We start from the raw sequence: 14,440 nt of genomic DNA on the forward strand, positions 1-14,440 counted from the left end.
CCCGCCCGGTCTGATCAGAAAGTGAACGCTTTCTGTTTTTCAAAGCCCGGCAACACAGGCGCGGCTGCATTGAAAACGTCGCGCCAGGAAATCTGTGCGCCCTGCCTGACGCCAAGGCGCACAACACCCAGCGCCCCTTCCATGAAAAGGGCAATCACGCGCCCGTCTTCGCGCAACTGGTCTGTCAGTGTTTCGGGGAATTCCGATATCCCGCCTTGCACAATCATCGCGTCGTAGGGCGCATGCGCCGCCGCACCTTCGGTAAGCGGGCCTTTGTGAATGATCACCGCTTCTGCACCGACACGGGGCAGGATACTTTCCGCATCGCTGGCAAGGCTGTCGTCTTCTTCGACCGCGACGACCGCCTGGGCCATCCGTGCAAGCACGGCGGCCGAATAACCAGCCCCGCAGCCGATATCAAGCACCAGCTCATTCTGGGTCACGTCCAGCGCGTCCAGCATTTTTGCCAGTGTCCGGGGGTCCAGAATGACACGGTTGTCCCCGACAGTGATGTTTTCACCGACATAGGCGGTTTCGCGCAGCGCATCGGGAACGAACTCCTCGCGCGGGATACGCAGCATCGCGTCTATGATCGGAAATTTGGTCACATCAGACGGACGCACTTGCGTATCAACCATCATCACGCGGCGAGTTGCATAATCCGGCATCGACTGAACTCTCCAGTTTGATTTTCTCAGATTGGTATTGCCACAGAACGGGCACCCTCGCAATATCCGTCGCGTTGAAAACGGCAAAGCAGGCAGAATCGGCACCGCCTGTGGCGGATGAATGCCGGGAATCAAGCTTTTCGCGCCCGAAACGCGGTTAATTTATCTTTTCAGTGCCGGGAGCACCGGTGCATAATACCTGAACAGAAAAAATCAGGAGAAAACCCATGCTTAAAGAGTTCAGAGCCTTTATCACGCGCGGCAACGTCATGGATATGGCCGTGGGTATCATCATTGGTGCGGCCTTCACGGCCATTGTCACATCCCTTGTGGATGATCTGGTAAACCCGCTTATCGGCATTTTTGCGGGAGGTGTTGATTTCAGCGAAGTCAGCTTCGGTCTGGGCGAAGCGCAGTTCATGATAGGAAATTTCATCAATGCGATCATCAAGTTCCTGATCATTGCATGGGTTGTGTTCCTGCTGGTCAGGACGATGAACCGGATCAGTAGTCTGAACAAGAAAAAGGAAGCACCAGTGCCCGAGGCCCCCAAAGGCCCCACAACTGAAGAACTTCTGATCGAAATCCGCGACACCCTGAAGGCGAAGTAGGTCATCCCCCACATATGAACTGGCGACGGGCCGCACCCCACAGGGCTGCCCGTTTCATATGTCTATGGCGGTTGTCTGGACCACATTGCGCAAGGCAAAGGATGACTGCATCTGCACCACACCGGGCAGCCGGCTAAGGTGGCGGCGATGAATGCGTGCGAAATCATCGCTGTCGGCTGCAATGACCTTCAGCAGGTAATCGGCAGTGCCCGCCATCAGATGACATTCCAGCACATCGGGAACGCGCGCAACCGCGCGTTCGAACGCATCCAGAATTTCATTGCTTTGGCCTGACAGCTTGATTTCCACAAATACGACTGTGGCGCGGCCAATGCGCCTTCGGTCCAGCAAGGCGACATAATCGGCGATAATGCCGTCAGCTTCCAGCCGTTGTACGCGCCGGTGACAGGCCGATGGCGACAGGTTGACCAACTCTGCCAGTTCGGCGTTTGTCACGCGCCCCTGCTTTTGCAGTACCCGCAAAATACGACGATCGGTGTCATCTAGCTGCATCGCAGCGCAATCCTTTTCCGGGAATTGGCCAATATGGATAAGATTATTTGAATATTTATGGCAATATGCGTGAAATTGTCAAGAATTCACCCGGATGCGGCGATATTCTGCTACATATTCTATGAGGAGGACATGACATGCTTATCGGTTGCCCGAAAGAAATCAAGCCACAGGAATTCCGTGTCGGCCTGACGCCAGTTGCCGCACAGGAAGCCATAATCCATGGTCATCAGGTTATCGTCGAAACGGGTGCCGGGCAGGGTGCCGGGTTCGAAGATGACGCATATCAGGCAATAGGCGCGCAGGTGGTGGATACGGCGGAAGAAATCTTTGCCCGCGCTGAACTGGTCGTCAAGGTCAAGGAACCTCAGGCGGTGGAGCGCAAGCAATTGCGCGAAGGACAGGTTCTGTTCACGTATTTGCACTTGGCACCCGATGAACTGCAAACCCGCGATCTGCTGGACAGTGGCGTGACCGCGATTGCCTATGAAACCGTGACGGACCGCGCCGGTGGGCTGCCGTTGCTTGCCCCCATGTCCGAAGTGGCCGGGCGACTGGCACCGCAGGTTGGGGCATGGACCTTGCAAAAGGCCAATGGCGGGCGCGGGGTGCTGATGGGTGGTGTCCCCGGTGTGGCACCGGCACGTGTTGTGGTGATTGGTGGCGGCGTTGTCGGCACCCATGCTGCACGTATTGCGGCAGGCATGGGCGCGGATGTCACCGTGCTGGAAATGTCGCTGCCGCGCCTGCGCTATCTGGATGATGTCTTTTCCGGGGTGTTCAAGACCAGCTATGCATCAAAGGGCAACACGGCCGAATTGGTCGAACAGGCCGATATGGTCATCGGGGCCGTTCTTATACCGGGTGCCGAAGCCCCGAAACTGATAACACGCGAACAGTTGGCCCGCATGAAACCTGGTGCGGCGCTGGTGGATGTGGCGATTGATCAGGGCGGGTGTTTTGAAACCTCGCGCGCGACCACCCATGCGGACCCGATCTATGCGGTGGACGGGATCATGCATTACTGCGTAGCCAATATGCCCGGCGCTGTGGCGCGCAGTTCCACAATTGCACTGGGCAATGCGACCATGCCCTTCATGCTGGCGCTGGCCAACAAGGGGTGGCGGCAGGCCTGTGAAGATGATGCGCATCTGCTGGCGGGGCTGAACACACATGCCGGTCACCTGACCTATTATGCTGTTGGCAAGGCGCAGGGCATTGACGTGCTGTCAGCCTCCATGGCGCTGAAAGTTTAAGCGTTAAATCGCCGGTTATCGGAGAAAAATACATTCTATTATTGCAATGTGTTTCGGGGTGGCTATATTGCAGTTCAGACATGAAAACGGAGAACGCGCCATGCCCCCCGAAGTCACAGCATTTTTTGACGAAGCCACCTTTACGGTCACCTATGTCGTGCGCGACCCCAACAGCGCGAAATGTGCGATCGTGGATTCGGTTCTGGATTTCGACTATGCCTCCGGCCGGACGGATACACGCTCGGCAGATGCGGTCGTGGCCTTTGTGCAGGACAAGGGCTATGAGGTCGAATGGCTGCTGGAAACCCACGTCCATGCCGACCATTTGTCCGCCGCGCCTTATATTCAGGAACGTCTTGGCGGCAAGATCGCCATTGGTGAAAACATCCGTGTTGTTCAGGATACATTCGGCAAAGTGTTCAATGAAGGGACTGAATTCCAACGCGACGGATCGCAATTTGATGTGCTGTTCAAACATGGCGACAGCTTCCATATTGGCCAGATACGCGGCGATGTCATGCACACACCCGGCCATACTCCCGCCTGTCTGACCTATGTGATCGGCGATGCGGCCTTCGTGGGGGACACGTTGTTCATGCCCGATTTCGGTACGGCACGGTGTGATTTTCCTGGCGGGTCGGCTGAAACGATGTGGGATTCGGTTCAGAGAATCCTGGCGCTTCCAGATGACACCCGCATTTTCGTGGGCCATGATTACAAGGCCGATGGACGCGACACCTATGCCTGGGAAACCACTGTCGGGGCGCAGAAGCGCCTGAACAAACATGTGGGAGCAGGCAAATCGAAAGACGATTTCGTGCGCGCGCGCAATGAACGCGATGCTGAACTGGCAATGCCAAGGCTGATCATTCCATCCTTGCAGGTGAATATGCGCGCGGGCCAGATGCCGCCTGCCGAAGAAAACGGCACAGTCTATCTGAAAGTGCCGGTTGATAAACTTTGAGTTCCTTCCAAACCGGAAACACATGCGCGGCAGTGAATTCTGCCGCGTTGCTACGCGAACAGGACAGAAAAAATGATCGAAACTGACTGGATATGGGGGCTTGTGGGCGGGCTGATGATTGGTGTTTCCGCGGCCATCTTCCTGCTGGGCAATGGCCGTGTCATGGGCGCAAGCGGGATTATCGGCGGGCTAGTGGACCGCAGCGGCCTGTCCAACTGGGATGAACGGCTGGCCTTTCTGGCCGCGCTGGTGGTGGCGCCTGCATTGGTGCTGCCCTTCTATAATGCAGAGGTGACGACCAATATCACGAATAACCTATGGGTTATCGTTGCTGGCGGGCTACTGGTGGGCATTGGAACACGTCTGGCCAATGGCTGCACGTCCGGCCATGGGGTGTGCGGCATTTCGCGGTTTTCGCTGCGCGGGATTGTCGCGACAGTGTTCTATCTGCTGGCAGGCGGGGTCGCGATGGTGTTGTTCCGGCATGTGCTGGGGGTGATCTGATGCAACGTATCATTCTTGCTGCCGCGTCAGGCGGGCTTTTTGGTGCCGGGTTGCTGGTGTCAGGCATGACCGACACGACCAAAGTGCAGGGGTGGCTGGACATTTTCGGCGCATGGGATCCGACGCTGGCCTTTGTCCTGGGCGGGGCCATCCTGCCGATGCTGCTGGCCTGGAACATGACAACGCGGCGCGCGCAATCGCTGGTTGGACAGCCCTTTCCGGCCAGACCGGACCCACGACTGGGGCATAACCTTGTTGTGGGGTCTGTCCTGTTCGGTGCGGGCTGGGGTCTGGTGGGGCTGTGCCCGGGACCGGCGATTGCATCACTCAGTTGGGGCGGGACAGGCGGGATCGTCTTTATCCTTGCGATGATCGGCGGTATGGTCATCGCAAAGCCAATTCGTGTGCGCATCGACAAGCTTGCCGCATACTGACCCAGCAGGAGCACCAGATGGACATTCGCCACCTGACCGACACGTACGCCGTATCGCCCCAGATCACCCCCGATGATGTGGCAGACATTGCCGAAGCGGGATTTACCACGGTTATCTGCAACCGCCCGGATGGCGAAATCCCCCCCGAGGTTCAGGCCGATGCCATAGGCCGCGCGGTAGAAGAGGCGGGCCTGCGTTTTATCATCAACCCGGTGATTGGTGGCGCGATCACCATGGAAAATGTCACCGCTCAGGGCGCGGCATTAACCGGAAGTGATGGCCCTGTGCTGGCATATTGCGCGTCAGGCAACCGGTCGTCCATTGTGTGGGCACTTAGTCAGGCGGGCCAGCGCCCCACGGATGAGCTGATCGAAATTCCCGCGCGTTTCGGCTACGCACTGGAACCCTTCCGCCCCACATTGGAACAGCTGGCCAGGGGGTAGGGCGTGATGACCTTGGCCTGAACGCCAGGTTGTTGAAAATGGCCTGAAGGGGACGTTCGCGCTTGGCTCAAGCCCGCGCCATCGGTGGGCCGCGGGACGGCCCGCCGATGGCGCGGCGGCCTTGCGGCCTTTGCTCCGCACCTTTGGGAATTTCCCCAAATGTCCCCTTCAGGCCAATTTCACCTTGCGATCAGGTTGTCATGTCTTGATCTGTTCTTTTCGCCGCAGTCCTTGCGCGAGGCAGTTCCAGATTGACGCCATTACCTTAATCGCACCCGTCGGGTTTGAAATTATCGATAATCTCAATCGCCTCAGACGCAGTTTCGACGAAATGGAACAGCTTCAGGTCCTCCGGGCTGATGGTGCCCGCTTCCGCCAGTGCCTCCCAGTTGATGATCTTCTGCCAGAACTCGCGCCCGAACAGGACAAAGGGCATTTTCTGCATGCGATCTGTCTGAATTAATGTCAGCGTCTCGAATAACTCGTCCAGCGTACCAAAGCCCCCCGGGAACACCGTTATTGCTTTCGCACGCATCAGGAAATGCATCTTGCGGATGGCGAAATAGTGGAAATTGAAGCACAGGTCAGGGGTTACATAGGCATTGGGGGCCTGTTCATGCGGCAGCACAATATTCAGCCCGATGGACATGCCGCCCGCATCCTTGGCTCCGCGATTGCCCGCTTCCATTACGCCCGGGCCGCCGCCTGTAACAATCACATCTTCGCGGCCATAGCTTTGCACGGATCGCAATGTCATCAGGCGGGCGAATTCGCGGGCTTCGTCATAAAACCGCGCCAGACCGGCCAATGTGGGGGTGCGTGCCTGATCGGCGGCTTCAGGGCGGGGAATGCGCGCCCCGCCGAACATCACGATGGTGGAGCGGATGCCGCGTTCATTCATCAGCAATTCGGGTTTCAGCAGTTCCAGTTGTAACCGCACCGGGCGCAGTTCATCGCGCAGCATGAAATCCTTGTCGGCGAAAGCCAGTCGATAGGCGGGGTGCCGGGTTTGGGCGGTATCGGGGATGTCGTCCCAGTGCCGGATGTCTTCGCTGGCGTCAGGAAAGATGCGGTGTTTGGGGTTCTCGTTCAAAAGGGCCTCCGTTTGCGCGTGGAAGTTGCGGTTTGCTTGCCCCAAGGCTATAGCCAAGCCCAACCGTTGACCAGAGGAATGGAGTCCCCGATGACCGACACCGCCGCGCTTGAAACTGCAATCGAATCCGCATGGGATGCCCGCGACAGCATCACCCCTGATACCAGGGGGCAAACGCGCGACGCCATTGAAGCGACGCTGGACGCGCTGGACAATGGCACCTTGCGCGTGGCCGAACGGCGCGACAGCGGTGAATGGCATGTCAACCAATGGGCCAAGAAAGCCGTGCTGCTGGGGTTCCGCATCAAGGATATGGAACCCCATTCAGGCGGGCCGCAGAATGGCGGCTGGTGGGACAAGGTTGACAGCAAGTTCAAGGGCTGGGACGCCGCGCGCTGGAAGGCTGCGGGCTTCCGTGCCGTGCCGAACTGTGTGGTGCGCAAATCGGCCTATATTGCACCGGGCGTGGTGCTGATGCCGTCTTTCGTCAACCTTGGTGCCTATGTGGACAGCGGGACGATGGTGGACACATGGGCCACCGTGGGCAGCTGCGCGCAGATCGGCAAGAACGTGCATCTGTCAGGCGGTGTGGGCATTGGCGGGGTTCTGGAACCCATGCAGGCCGGACCGACCATCATCGAGGATAACTGCTTCATTGGCGCGCGCTCGGAAGTGGTTGAGGGCTGCATCATCCGTGAAGGGTCCGTCCTTGGGATGGGAGTATATATCGGCAAATCCACCAAGATCGTGGACCGTGAAACGGGCAATGTGACCTATGGCGAAGTGCCGCCCTATTCGGTGGTGGTGTCGGGCACCATGCCGTCCAAGGGGGGGGTGAACCTGTATTGTGCGGTGATCGTCAAGCGTGTGGATGCACAGACACGGTCGAAAACCGGCATCAACGAATTGCTGCGCGACTGACCGCGCTGCCCGGCAGGGTGCGTGGTTTCCGCGCACCCTTCATGGGGCGTGTTGATAGCGTGATAGGAACTGCGCGTTGGCACTTGCGCAGCGGGGATGCGTCCGACATTCGGTGCAAGCTATCGTCAGCGTTCCGAAAAATAATCTTCGTCAAGACTTTTTATTTTTACAACAGATCTGACTCGTACACCCACATCGTATTCAATCATAAGGCGTGCAAGAGTTTTTCCATTGATTAGCACAACCCTTTGCTGGATTCTATCAATGTAGGCTACTGCTTCTCTTGAAAAATCGGATGTTGTAACAAATACGCCTTTGGTCGCGCTCTCGCCGGTTAATGAGCCAACAAATCTCTGAATGTCTGGCCTGGAGACTTTATTATTCTCAGCATACCGCTTTGCTTGAATATATACTGCGTCAAGACCAAGTGCGTCTTCGTTTATTACGCCGTCAATCCCACCATCGCCAGTGGCCGGAGTCAGTCGTTTGTATTCAGCCTTGCCCCGCCCGAATCCCATAGCCTGCAAAAGATCAAGTATTAACTTCTCGAAGCCGATCGGCGACATTTGAAACAATGCAGAAATTAATTCTTCTGCAAGAGCAAGATCAATTTTTTCCTTCGCATTTTCTATTATGTCTTCGGGTGTGAGTGATGCGGCATCTTCAAGTGCTTCAAGCGTAGAACTACTGTCTGCTTCGTCTTCTGCGCCGGCGGTTTGATTGTGCCAATCCAGAAAGTTATGGTACTCCTTGAGATCAGAAATGGTTATACGGTCCGGAGCTTTTAAAAGGAAATCTCTACCTTGCTGGGTTATAAGATGTGTGCCCCGTCTGGGAGATTCGAGCATACCTGCCTTCCCAAGATAGGTTCTCGCCCAATGAGCCCGATTGTACAAAACCGTCTGACCGCTTTGAAGAGTTTCTTGGGCGTCTTCTTCTGTTATGCCGAGGCGTTCTTTCAGGGGCTCTATGCATTCCTTGACGCTCGTTTTGCCTTCTGAAAAAAGTTGCAGAACAGGGCGTATAAGCGTTTGAAAGTCAGGAACCGGCATCAATTTTCCTTTTGTAATATTGTCTCGCTAAACATCCAACTCCTCCACGAACCGCGCATTTTCGCTGATATACTGAAAGCGCAATTCCGGTTTCTTGCCCATCAGCCGTTCAACCAGATCCGATGTTTCGCCCGGTAAATCATCATCCACATTCACCCGGATAAGGCGCCGCGAGGCCGGGTCCATGGTGGTTTCCTTCAGATCCTTGGCGTCCATCTCGCCCAGACCCTTGAAGCGCGACACGTCCACCTTGGCCTTGCCGCCAAACCCCTCGGCCATCAGCCGGTCCTTTTCGGCCTGATCCAGCGCATAGACGCGCTTGGCCCCTTGCGTCAGGCGAAACAGCGGCGGGCAGGCCAGGTACAGATGGCCTGCGTCGATCATGGGCCGCATCTGGGTGAAGAAAAACGTCATCAGCAGTGCCGCAATATGCGCGCCATCCACATCCGCATCGGTCATGATGATGATTTTGTCATAGCGCAGGTCATCGAGGCGGAATTTACTGCCCATTCCCACGCCCATGGCCTGGCACAGATCGTTGATTTCGGCATTCGTGCCCAGCTTGTTGCTGGCCGCCCCCAATACGTTCAGGATTTTGCCGCGCAGGGGCAGGAGCGCCTGTGTCCTGCGGTCGCGCGCCATCTTGGCCGACCCACCCGCGCTGTCGCCTTCGACGATGAATAATTCGGTGCCCGCGCGGTTGGTGGCCGAACAATCCACCAGTTTGCCGGGCAAGCGCAGCTTCTTGGTGGCGGTCTTGCGGCTGGTTTCCTTTTCCTGCCGCCGCTTCAGGCGTTCTTCGGCGCGCAGCACAAGGAAATCTAGGATCGCGCCTGCGGCTTTGGGGTCGGCCGCCAGCCAGTTGTCGAAATGGTCGCGCACCGCCCCTTCGACCATGCGCGCGGCTTCGGTCGTCGCCAGCCGGTCCTTGGTCTGGCCCACGAATTCCGGTTCGCGGATGAAACACGACACCAGCGCGCAGCCGCCTGCGGCCATATCCTCTCGGGTGATCTGGGCGGCTTTCTTGTTATTGGCCAGTTCGCCATAAGCGCGGATACCCTTCAGCACCGCTGCCCAGAACCCCTGTTCATGCGTGCCGCCTTCGGGGGTGGGTACAGTGTTACAGTAGCTTTGCACGAATCCGTCGCGCACAGGTGTCCAGTTAATTGCCCATTCCACCGAACCGGGCTGGTTGAATTTTTCCTGAAAGCTGACCTTGCCCGCAAAGGGTTTGTCTGAATAGGTGACATTGCCGGTCAGTTGTTCATTCAGGTAATCCGCCAGCCCGCCGGGGAAATGGAATGTCGCTTCCATCGGGGTGTCGCCATCGGGGATGGCGGATTTCCAGCGGATCTCCACGCCCGAAAACAGATAGGCCTTGGACCGCACCATCTTCAGCATACGTGCCGGGCGGAACCGGAGCGTGCCGAAGATTTCGGCATCCGGGTGGAAGGTAACGGTGGTTCCGCGCCGATTGGGGGCGGGGCCGACCTTGGCAACAGGGCCACGCGGAATGCCGCGCGAGAATTCCTGCGCGTAAAGTTCCCGGTTGCGTGCCACTTCCACGCGCATGTGATCCGACAGCGCGTTCACCACGGACGCGCCCACCCCGTGCAACCCGCCGGATGTCTGATAGGCCTTGCCGGAAAACTTTCCGCCTGCGTGCAATGTACACAGGATCACTTCCAATGCGGATTTGCCCGGAAATTTGGGATGTGGGTCAATGGGAATGCCGCGGCCATTGTCGCGGATGGTCACGCTGAAATCGGCATGCAATTCCACTTCGATGCGGTTGGCATGCCCTGCAACCGCTTCGTCCATAGAATTGTCCAGCACTTCGGCCACAAGGTGATGCAGCGCGCGTTCATCCGTGCCGCCGATATACATGCCGGGGCGTTTGCGGACAGGTTCCAACCCTTCCAGCACTTCAATTGACGAAGCATCATAAGTTTCGGAATTCTGCAAAAGGTCACTCATGGGGGTATTGCTCGATTCTCTCGGGGGAATATCTACCAGCAATAGACCATTGCGCGGCCAATGACGCAAGACTTGGTGCTGCCCTGGCGGTCGCGCAATAAATGCAAAGTTTTTGGGGCGTTTTGCGCAATGGCCTGCATTTTCGGCATTGACGTGGGCAAGAGGGGGGCTTAGGTTCTGGCCACGCTAAAGGGCGGTGAATGGCTATGAAGAATGCACTTGTAATTGTGGTAGGAAAGATGCGCATGGGCCGGTGACGGATACCCTATCTGACTTCCATGCGCCCCCGAAACACCACGGGGGCTTTTTTATTGCCTGAACGCGCGAATGCGACCCTGAATTGATGCCTCGATGGAGCAACACAGATGACACGTCAGATGACCGGAGCCAGAATGGTGGTACAAGCCCTGAAAGATCAGGGGGTGGAAGTGGTATTCGGCTATCCCGGCGGTGCGGTGCTACCCATCTATGACGAGATTTTTCAGCAAAACGACATCCGCCACATTCTGGTGCGCCACGAACAGGGCGCAATCCATGCCGCCGAAGGTTATGCGCGTTCCACCGGCAAGCCCGGCGTGGTTCTGGTGACATCCGGTCCGGGCGCGACCAATGTTGTAACCGGTATTGTCGATGCGCTGATGGATTCGATCCCGATTGTTGTCCTGTCGGGGCAGGTGCCGACATTCATGATCGGCTCTGACGCCTTTCAGGAAGGCGACACTGTTGGCATAACGCGCCCCTGCACCAAGATGAACTGGCTGGTCAAGGAAACCGACAAGCTGGCGGAAACCATTCATCAGGCGTTTCATGTGGCGACTGCGGGCCGCCCTGGCCCGGTTCTGGTGGATATCCCCAAGGATGTGCAATTCGCCACCGGCACCTATATTGACAAGCCGAAGGTCAGGACCGACCACTACAAGCCCCGCGTCAAAGGCGATATCGACGCGATCACCCAGTTGGTGGAACTGATCGAAACTGCGGAAAAGCCGGTATTCTATACCGGCGGCGGTGTCATCAATTCCGGCCCTGCCGCCAGCCAGCTTTTGCGCGAACTGACCGAAGCGACCGGTTTCCCCGTCACATCAACCCTGATGGGGCTGGGGGCTTATCCGGCATCGGGGAAATCATGGCTGGGCATGCTGGGCATGCATGGCACATATGAAGCCAACTGGGCGATGCATGATTGCGACCTGATGGTCAATATCGGCGCGCGGTTTGATGACCGTATCACGGGGCGGCTGAATGCCTTCAGCCCCAATTCGAAGAAGGCGCATATCGATATTGACCCGTCCTCTGTCAACAAAGTGATCACGGTTGATCTGCCGATCATCGGTGATGTTGGCCATGTATTGGAAGACGTGCTGAAAATCTGGAAATCGCGCGGCCGCAAGGTCAACCGCGAGGCACTGGGGCGCTGGTGGAAACAGATTGACGAATGGAAATCGATCAATTGTCTGGCCTATAAACCTTCTGTCGGCAGCATCCGCCCCCAACACGCGATCGCCCGCCTTGAAGCGCTGACCAAGGGCATGGACCGCTACATCACGACCGAAGTGGGCCAGCACCAGATGTGGGCCGCGCAATATCTGGGGTTCGAGGATCCCAATCGCTGGATGACCTCTGGCGGGCTTGGCACCATGGGGTATGGCCTGCCTGCCTCCATCGGTGTGCAGATTGCCCATCCCGATGCGCTGGTCATCAATGTCGCGGGAGAGGCATCCTGGCTGATGAACATGCAGGAAATGGGCACCGCCATGCAATACCGCGCGCCGGTCAAGCAGTTCATCCTGAACAATGAACGCCTTGGCATGGTGCGCCAGTGGCAGGAACTCCTGCATGGGGAACGCTATTCCAGTTCATGGTCCGAAGCGCTGCCCGATTTCGTGAAACTGGCCGAGGCATTTGGGTGCAAGGGCATCCGCTGCGACAACGAGGCCGATCTGGACGACGCCATCCGCGAAATGCTGGCCTATGACGGGCCGGTGATCTTTGATTGTCTGGTGGAAAAGCACGAAAACTGCTTCCCGATGATCCCGTCAGGCAATGCCCATAACCAGATGCTGCTGGGCGAGGCAAAAACGCAGGGCGTTATCGGCGCTTCCGGCGCGGTGTTGGTGTAAGGAGCAAACAATGTCCCCCCTGAAAATCAAAAAAGGTTCGTCCAGGCATTCCGCCTATGATCTGCGCGACCCGAATGCGGAACTCATCGAAACCCACACGCTTGCGGTCAGTGTCGATAATGAATCGGGTGTCCTTGCCCGTGTCATCGGGCTGTTTTCGGCGCGCGGCTATAATATCGACAGCCTGACCGTGGCCGAAGTGGACCACCTTGGTCACCGCTCGCGCATTACGGTGGTCACCTCCGGCACGCCGCAGGTGATTACCCAGATCAAGGCGCAGCTTGAACGCATGGTGGTCGTCCATGAAGTGCATGATCTGACGGTCGAAGGTCCGTCCGTGCAGCGCGAACTGGCGTTGTTCAAGGTGCAGGGCAAGGGCGAACACCGCATCGAAGCATTGCGGCTGGCCGAAATTTTCCGCGCCAATGTTGTCGATTCAACGCTGGAAAGTTTCATTTTCGAAATGACTGGCACACCGGAAAAAGTTGACGCTTTCGCCGTGCTGATGCAGCCCCTTGGCCTTGCAGAAGTCGCGCGCACAGGTGTTGCGGCACTGGCGCGCGGTATCCGCTGAAACGGTTTGCCCGACGCGGCAACAGGCTTTGCCAATCCGCCCCAAAGGCAGTATGAACTGTGGCGTGGCGGATTGGGCAGGACGGCATGACCGGGAAGCAGACCGATGACATACTTGCCGCGCTGATATCGGCGTTGTCAGAACCGGTCCTTCTGGTGGATGATGACGGGATCGTGACAGCCGCGAACCCCGCAGCGGTGGATCTGTTTGGCCGGCGCATTGATGGTGCGCAGATACGTGCGCATCTACGCCAGCCTGAAGTTGCGGCCATGCTGGGGCGTGTGCTGTCCGGCGGCGATGACGAACAGGCCGGTTTCACGACCAGCGGCGGCGCAATGGAGACCATCTGGCGGGTGAATGCGCGGCGGATGGCCGGGCGCGGTCTGGTGATCAGCCTGCGCGACATATCCGACATTGAAGCGGCCAGTGCGCAACGGCGCGATTTTGTCGCCAATGTCAGCCATGAATTGCGCTCGCCCCTGACGGTGCTTGCGGGTTTTATCGAAACATTGCAGGGGCCAGCGGGCGATGATCCGGCCGCGCGGGCGGAATTTCTGGACATCATGGCAGGACAGGCGACGCGCATGACCGGTCTGGTGGAGGATCTTCTGTCGCTGTCGCGCGTCGAAGCAGTGGGAAAAATCCGCCCGCGCGATCCTGTGGCCATTGAGGACGTGCTGCGCGTGACACTGGCCGCATTGCGCCCGCAGGCCGAAGCCGCGGGGATGGACCTGGTCTGTGACCTGCCGCCGGACCTGCCGCAGATACCCGGCGACCGCGATCAGCTTGTGCAGGTCTATCACAACCTGATCGAGAATGCCCTGAAATATGGTGGCAGTGGTGGCCGGGTTGAGGTGACAGCAAGTGTCAGCGCCACTATGGCCGGTTTCGACGGCGCGGTGCTGCGGGTTTTTGTGCGCGATTTCGGCGAAGGCATTGACCCGATCTTCATTCCGCGTCTGACAGAACGGTTCTACCGCATCGACAAGGCGCGGTCGCGCGACAGCGGGGGCACCGGGCTGGGGCTGGCGATTGTGAAGCATATTCTGGCGCGTCATCGCGGGCGGCTGGTGATCCAAAGCACGCCGACTGCAGGGTCGTGTTTTGTGACGTTTCTGTCTTGCGTGTGAGTGAGTGTGTTGTGTGTCATGGAACTGTCACATGGCTTGTTTATGGATTGCGAGAACTGAAGGGATGTTGCCATGAAGCCGCATACGCTATCTGCCTTTGACCGTGATCTGGAAGCGATCCGTCTGAATGTCCTGACGATGGGCGGTCAGGTGGAGGATGCGATATTGAATGCCTCGCGG

15 protein-coding genes are annotated in these 14,440 nt (G+C 57.7%); 10 read left to right on the plus strand and 5 right to left on the minus strand.

Annotation, left to right across the window (positions count from 1 at the left end; all coding sequences use genetic code 11):
* Window positions 1–14 precede the first annotated feature (14 nt).
* The gene (locus PUT78_RS19785; protein WP_274353991.1) at window positions 15–668 is read right to left on the minus strand and encodes a protein-L-isoaspartate O-methyltransferase family protein; all 654 of its coding nucleotides are present in this window, start codon (window positions 666–668) and stop codon (window positions 15–17) included.
* Window positions 669–895: 227 nt separating this feature from the next.
* Between PUT78_RS19785 and mscL the strand changes: the two genes are divergently transcribed.
* Window positions 896–1,279, plus strand: coding sequence for a large conductance mechanosensitive channel protein MscL (mscL, locus tag PUT78_RS19790; protein ID WP_274353992.1), 384 nt, complete (start codon window positions 896–898; stop codon window positions 1,277–1,279).
* A 54-nt stretch (window positions 1,280–1,333) separates the two neighbouring features.
* Here the strand turns inward: mscL and PUT78_RS19795 are convergent, their stop codons facing one another.
* Window positions 1,334–1,792: an Lrp/AsnC family transcriptional regulator gene (locus PUT78_RS19795; protein WP_274353993.1), complete on the minus strand. Its 459-nt coding sequence runs from the start codon at window positions 1,790–1,792 to the stop codon at window positions 1,334–1,336.
* A 137-nt stretch (window positions 1,793–1,929) separates the two neighbouring features.
* On the opposite strand from PUT78_RS19795, the gene ald reads away from it, so the two are divergent.
* The 5 genes from ald (at window position 1,930) to PUT78_RS19820 (ending at window position 5,393) form a co-directional block, all read left to right on the plus strand.
* Entirely contained in the window at window positions 1,930–3,048 is a 1,119-nt protein-coding gene (gene ald, locus PUT78_RS19800; protein ID WP_274353994.1) for an alanine dehydrogenase, read from the plus strand.
* Between the two features lie 100 nt (window positions 3,049–3,148).
* A complete protein-coding gene (locus PUT78_RS19805; RefSeq protein WP_274353995.1) occupies window positions 3,149–4,012 on the plus strand; it encodes an MBL fold metallo-hydrolase in 864 nt (287 codons plus the stop codon).
* 75 nt (window positions 4,013–4,087) lie between these two features.
* The gene (locus tag PUT78_RS19810) at window positions 4,088–4,516 is read left to right on the plus strand and encodes a YeeE/YedE family protein (protein WP_274354004.1); all 429 of its coding nucleotides are present in this window, start codon (window positions 4,088–4,090) and stop codon (window positions 4,514–4,516) included.
* Complete coding sequence (locus tag PUT78_RS19815) at window positions 4,516–4,950, plus strand: DUF6691 family protein (protein ID WP_274353996.1); 435 nt, start codon at window positions 4,516–4,518, stop codon at window positions 4,948–4,950. The genes PUT78_RS19810 and PUT78_RS19815 overlap by 1 nt, the downstream gene beginning before the upstream one ends.
* A 17-nt stretch (window positions 4,951–4,967) precedes the next feature.
* Complete coding sequence (locus PUT78_RS19820; protein ID WP_274353997.1) at window positions 4,968–5,393, plus strand: protein tyrosine phosphatase family protein; 426 nt, start codon at window positions 4,968–4,970, stop codon at window positions 5,391–5,393.
* Between the two features lie 265 nt (window positions 5,394–5,658).
* Here the strand turns inward: PUT78_RS19820 and PUT78_RS19825 are convergent, their stop codons facing one another.
* On the minus strand, window positions 5,659–6,486 hold the full coding sequence (locus PUT78_RS19825; protein ID WP_420793532.1) for an LOG family protein: 828 nt from the start codon (window positions 6,484–6,486) through the stop codon (window positions 5,659–5,661).
* Between the two features lie 90 nt (window positions 6,487–6,576).
* Here PUT78_RS19825 and dapD point away from each other — a divergent pair, with 90 nt between their 5' ends.
* Window positions 6,577–7,407 carry a 2,3,4,5-tetrahydropyridine-2,6-dicarboxylate N-succinyltransferase gene (dapD, locus tag PUT78_RS19830; protein ID WP_274353998.1) on the plus strand — a complete coding sequence of 277 codons (831 nt, stop codon included), beginning with the start codon at window positions 6,577–6,579 and terminating at the stop codon, window positions 7,405–7,407.
* A gap of 125 nt (window positions 7,408–7,532) precedes the next feature.
* On the opposite strand, the gene PUT78_RS19835 is transcribed toward dapD, so the two are convergent.
* Together PUT78_RS19835 and parE are read right to left on the minus strand one after the other, a co-directional pair.
* Complete coding sequence (locus tag PUT78_RS19835; RefSeq protein ID WP_274353999.1) at window positions 7,533–8,459, minus strand: restriction endonuclease; 927 nt, start codon at window positions 8,457–8,459, stop codon at window positions 7,533–7,535.
* A 27-nt stretch (window positions 8,460–8,486) separates the two neighbouring features.
* A complete protein-coding gene (gene parE / locus PUT78_RS19840; protein WP_274354000.1) occupies window positions 8,487–10,436 on the minus strand; it encodes a DNA topoisomerase IV subunit B in 1,950 nt (649 codons plus the stop codon).
* A 365-nt stretch (window positions 10,437–10,801) separates the two neighbouring features.
* On the opposite strand from parE, the gene PUT78_RS19845 reads away from it, so the two are divergent.
* The 3 genes from PUT78_RS19845 (at window position 10,802) to PUT78_RS19855 (ending at window position 14,260) form a co-directional block, all read left to right on the plus strand.
* The gene (locus PUT78_RS19845) at window positions 10,802–12,556 is read left to right on the plus strand and encodes an acetolactate synthase 3 large subunit (RefSeq protein ID WP_274354001.1); all 1,755 of its coding nucleotides are present in this window, start codon (window positions 10,802–10,804) and stop codon (window positions 12,554–12,556) included.
* Between the two features lie 10 nt (window positions 12,557–12,566).
* On the plus strand, window positions 12,567–13,130 hold the full coding sequence (gene ilvN / locus PUT78_RS19850; RefSeq protein WP_274354002.1) for an acetolactate synthase small subunit: 564 nt from the start codon (window positions 12,567–12,569) through the stop codon (window positions 13,128–13,130).
* Between the two features lie 86 nt (window positions 13,131–13,216).
* A complete protein-coding gene (locus PUT78_RS19855; protein WP_274354003.1) occupies window positions 13,217–14,260 on the plus strand; it encodes an ATP-binding protein in 1,044 nt (347 codons plus the stop codon).
* Window positions 14,261–14,440: the final 180 nt, after the last annotated feature.

Source organism: Roseinatronobacter alkalisoli (assembly GCF_028745735.1).
In the GTDB taxonomy this organism is placed as follows: domain Bacteria; phylum Pseudomonadota; class Alphaproteobacteria; order Rhodobacterales; family Rhodobacteraceae; genus Roseinatronobacter; species Roseinatronobacter alkalisoli.

Coding starts and splice junctions, on each gene's coding strand:
- PUT78_RS19785 (WP_274353991.1), bottom strand. CDS start 668: ATGCCGGATTATGCAACTCGCCGCGTGATGATGGTTGATACGCAAGTG.
- mscL (WP_274353992.1), top strand. CDS start 896: ATGCTTAAAGAGTTCAGAGCCTTTATCACGCGCGGCAACGTCATGGAT.
- PUT78_RS19795 (WP_274353993.1), bottom strand. CDS start 1,792: ATGCAGCTAGATGACACCGATCGTCGTATTTTGCGGGTACTGCAAAAG.
- ald (WP_274353994.1), top strand. CDS start 1,930: ATGCTTATCGGTTGCCCGAAAGAAATCAAGCCACAGGAATTCCGTGTC.
- PUT78_RS19805 (WP_274353995.1), top strand. CDS start 3,149: ATGCCCCCCGAAGTCACAGCATTTTTTGACGAAGCCACCTTTACGGTC.
- PUT78_RS19815 (WP_274353996.1), top strand. CDS start 4,516: ATGCAACGTATCATTCTTGCTGCCGCGTCAGGCGGGCTTTTTGGTGCC.
- PUT78_RS19820 (WP_274353997.1), top strand. CDS start 4,968: ATGGACATTCGCCACCTGACCGACACGTACGCCGTATCGCCCCAGATC.
- dapD (WP_274353998.1), top strand. CDS start 6,577: ATGACCGACACCGCCGCGCTTGAAACTGCAATCGAATCCGCATGGGAT.
- PUT78_RS19835 (WP_274353999.1), bottom strand. CDS start 8,459: ATGCCGGTTCCTGACTTTCAAACGCTTATACGCCCTGTTCTGCAACTT.
- parE (WP_274354000.1), bottom strand. CDS start 10,436: ATGAGTGACCTTTTGCAGAATTCCGAAACTTATGATGCTTCGTCAATT.
- PUT78_RS19845 (WP_274354001.1), top strand. CDS start 10,802: ATGACACGTCAGATGACCGGAGCCAGAATGGTGGTACAAGCCCTGAAA.
- ilvN (WP_274354002.1), top strand. CDS start 12,567: ATGTCCCCCCTGAAAATCAAAAAAGGTTCGTCCAGGCATTCCGCCTAT.
- PUT78_RS19855 (WP_274354003.1), top strand. CDS start 13,217: ATGACCGGGAAGCAGACCGATGACATACTTGCCGCGCTGATATCGGCG.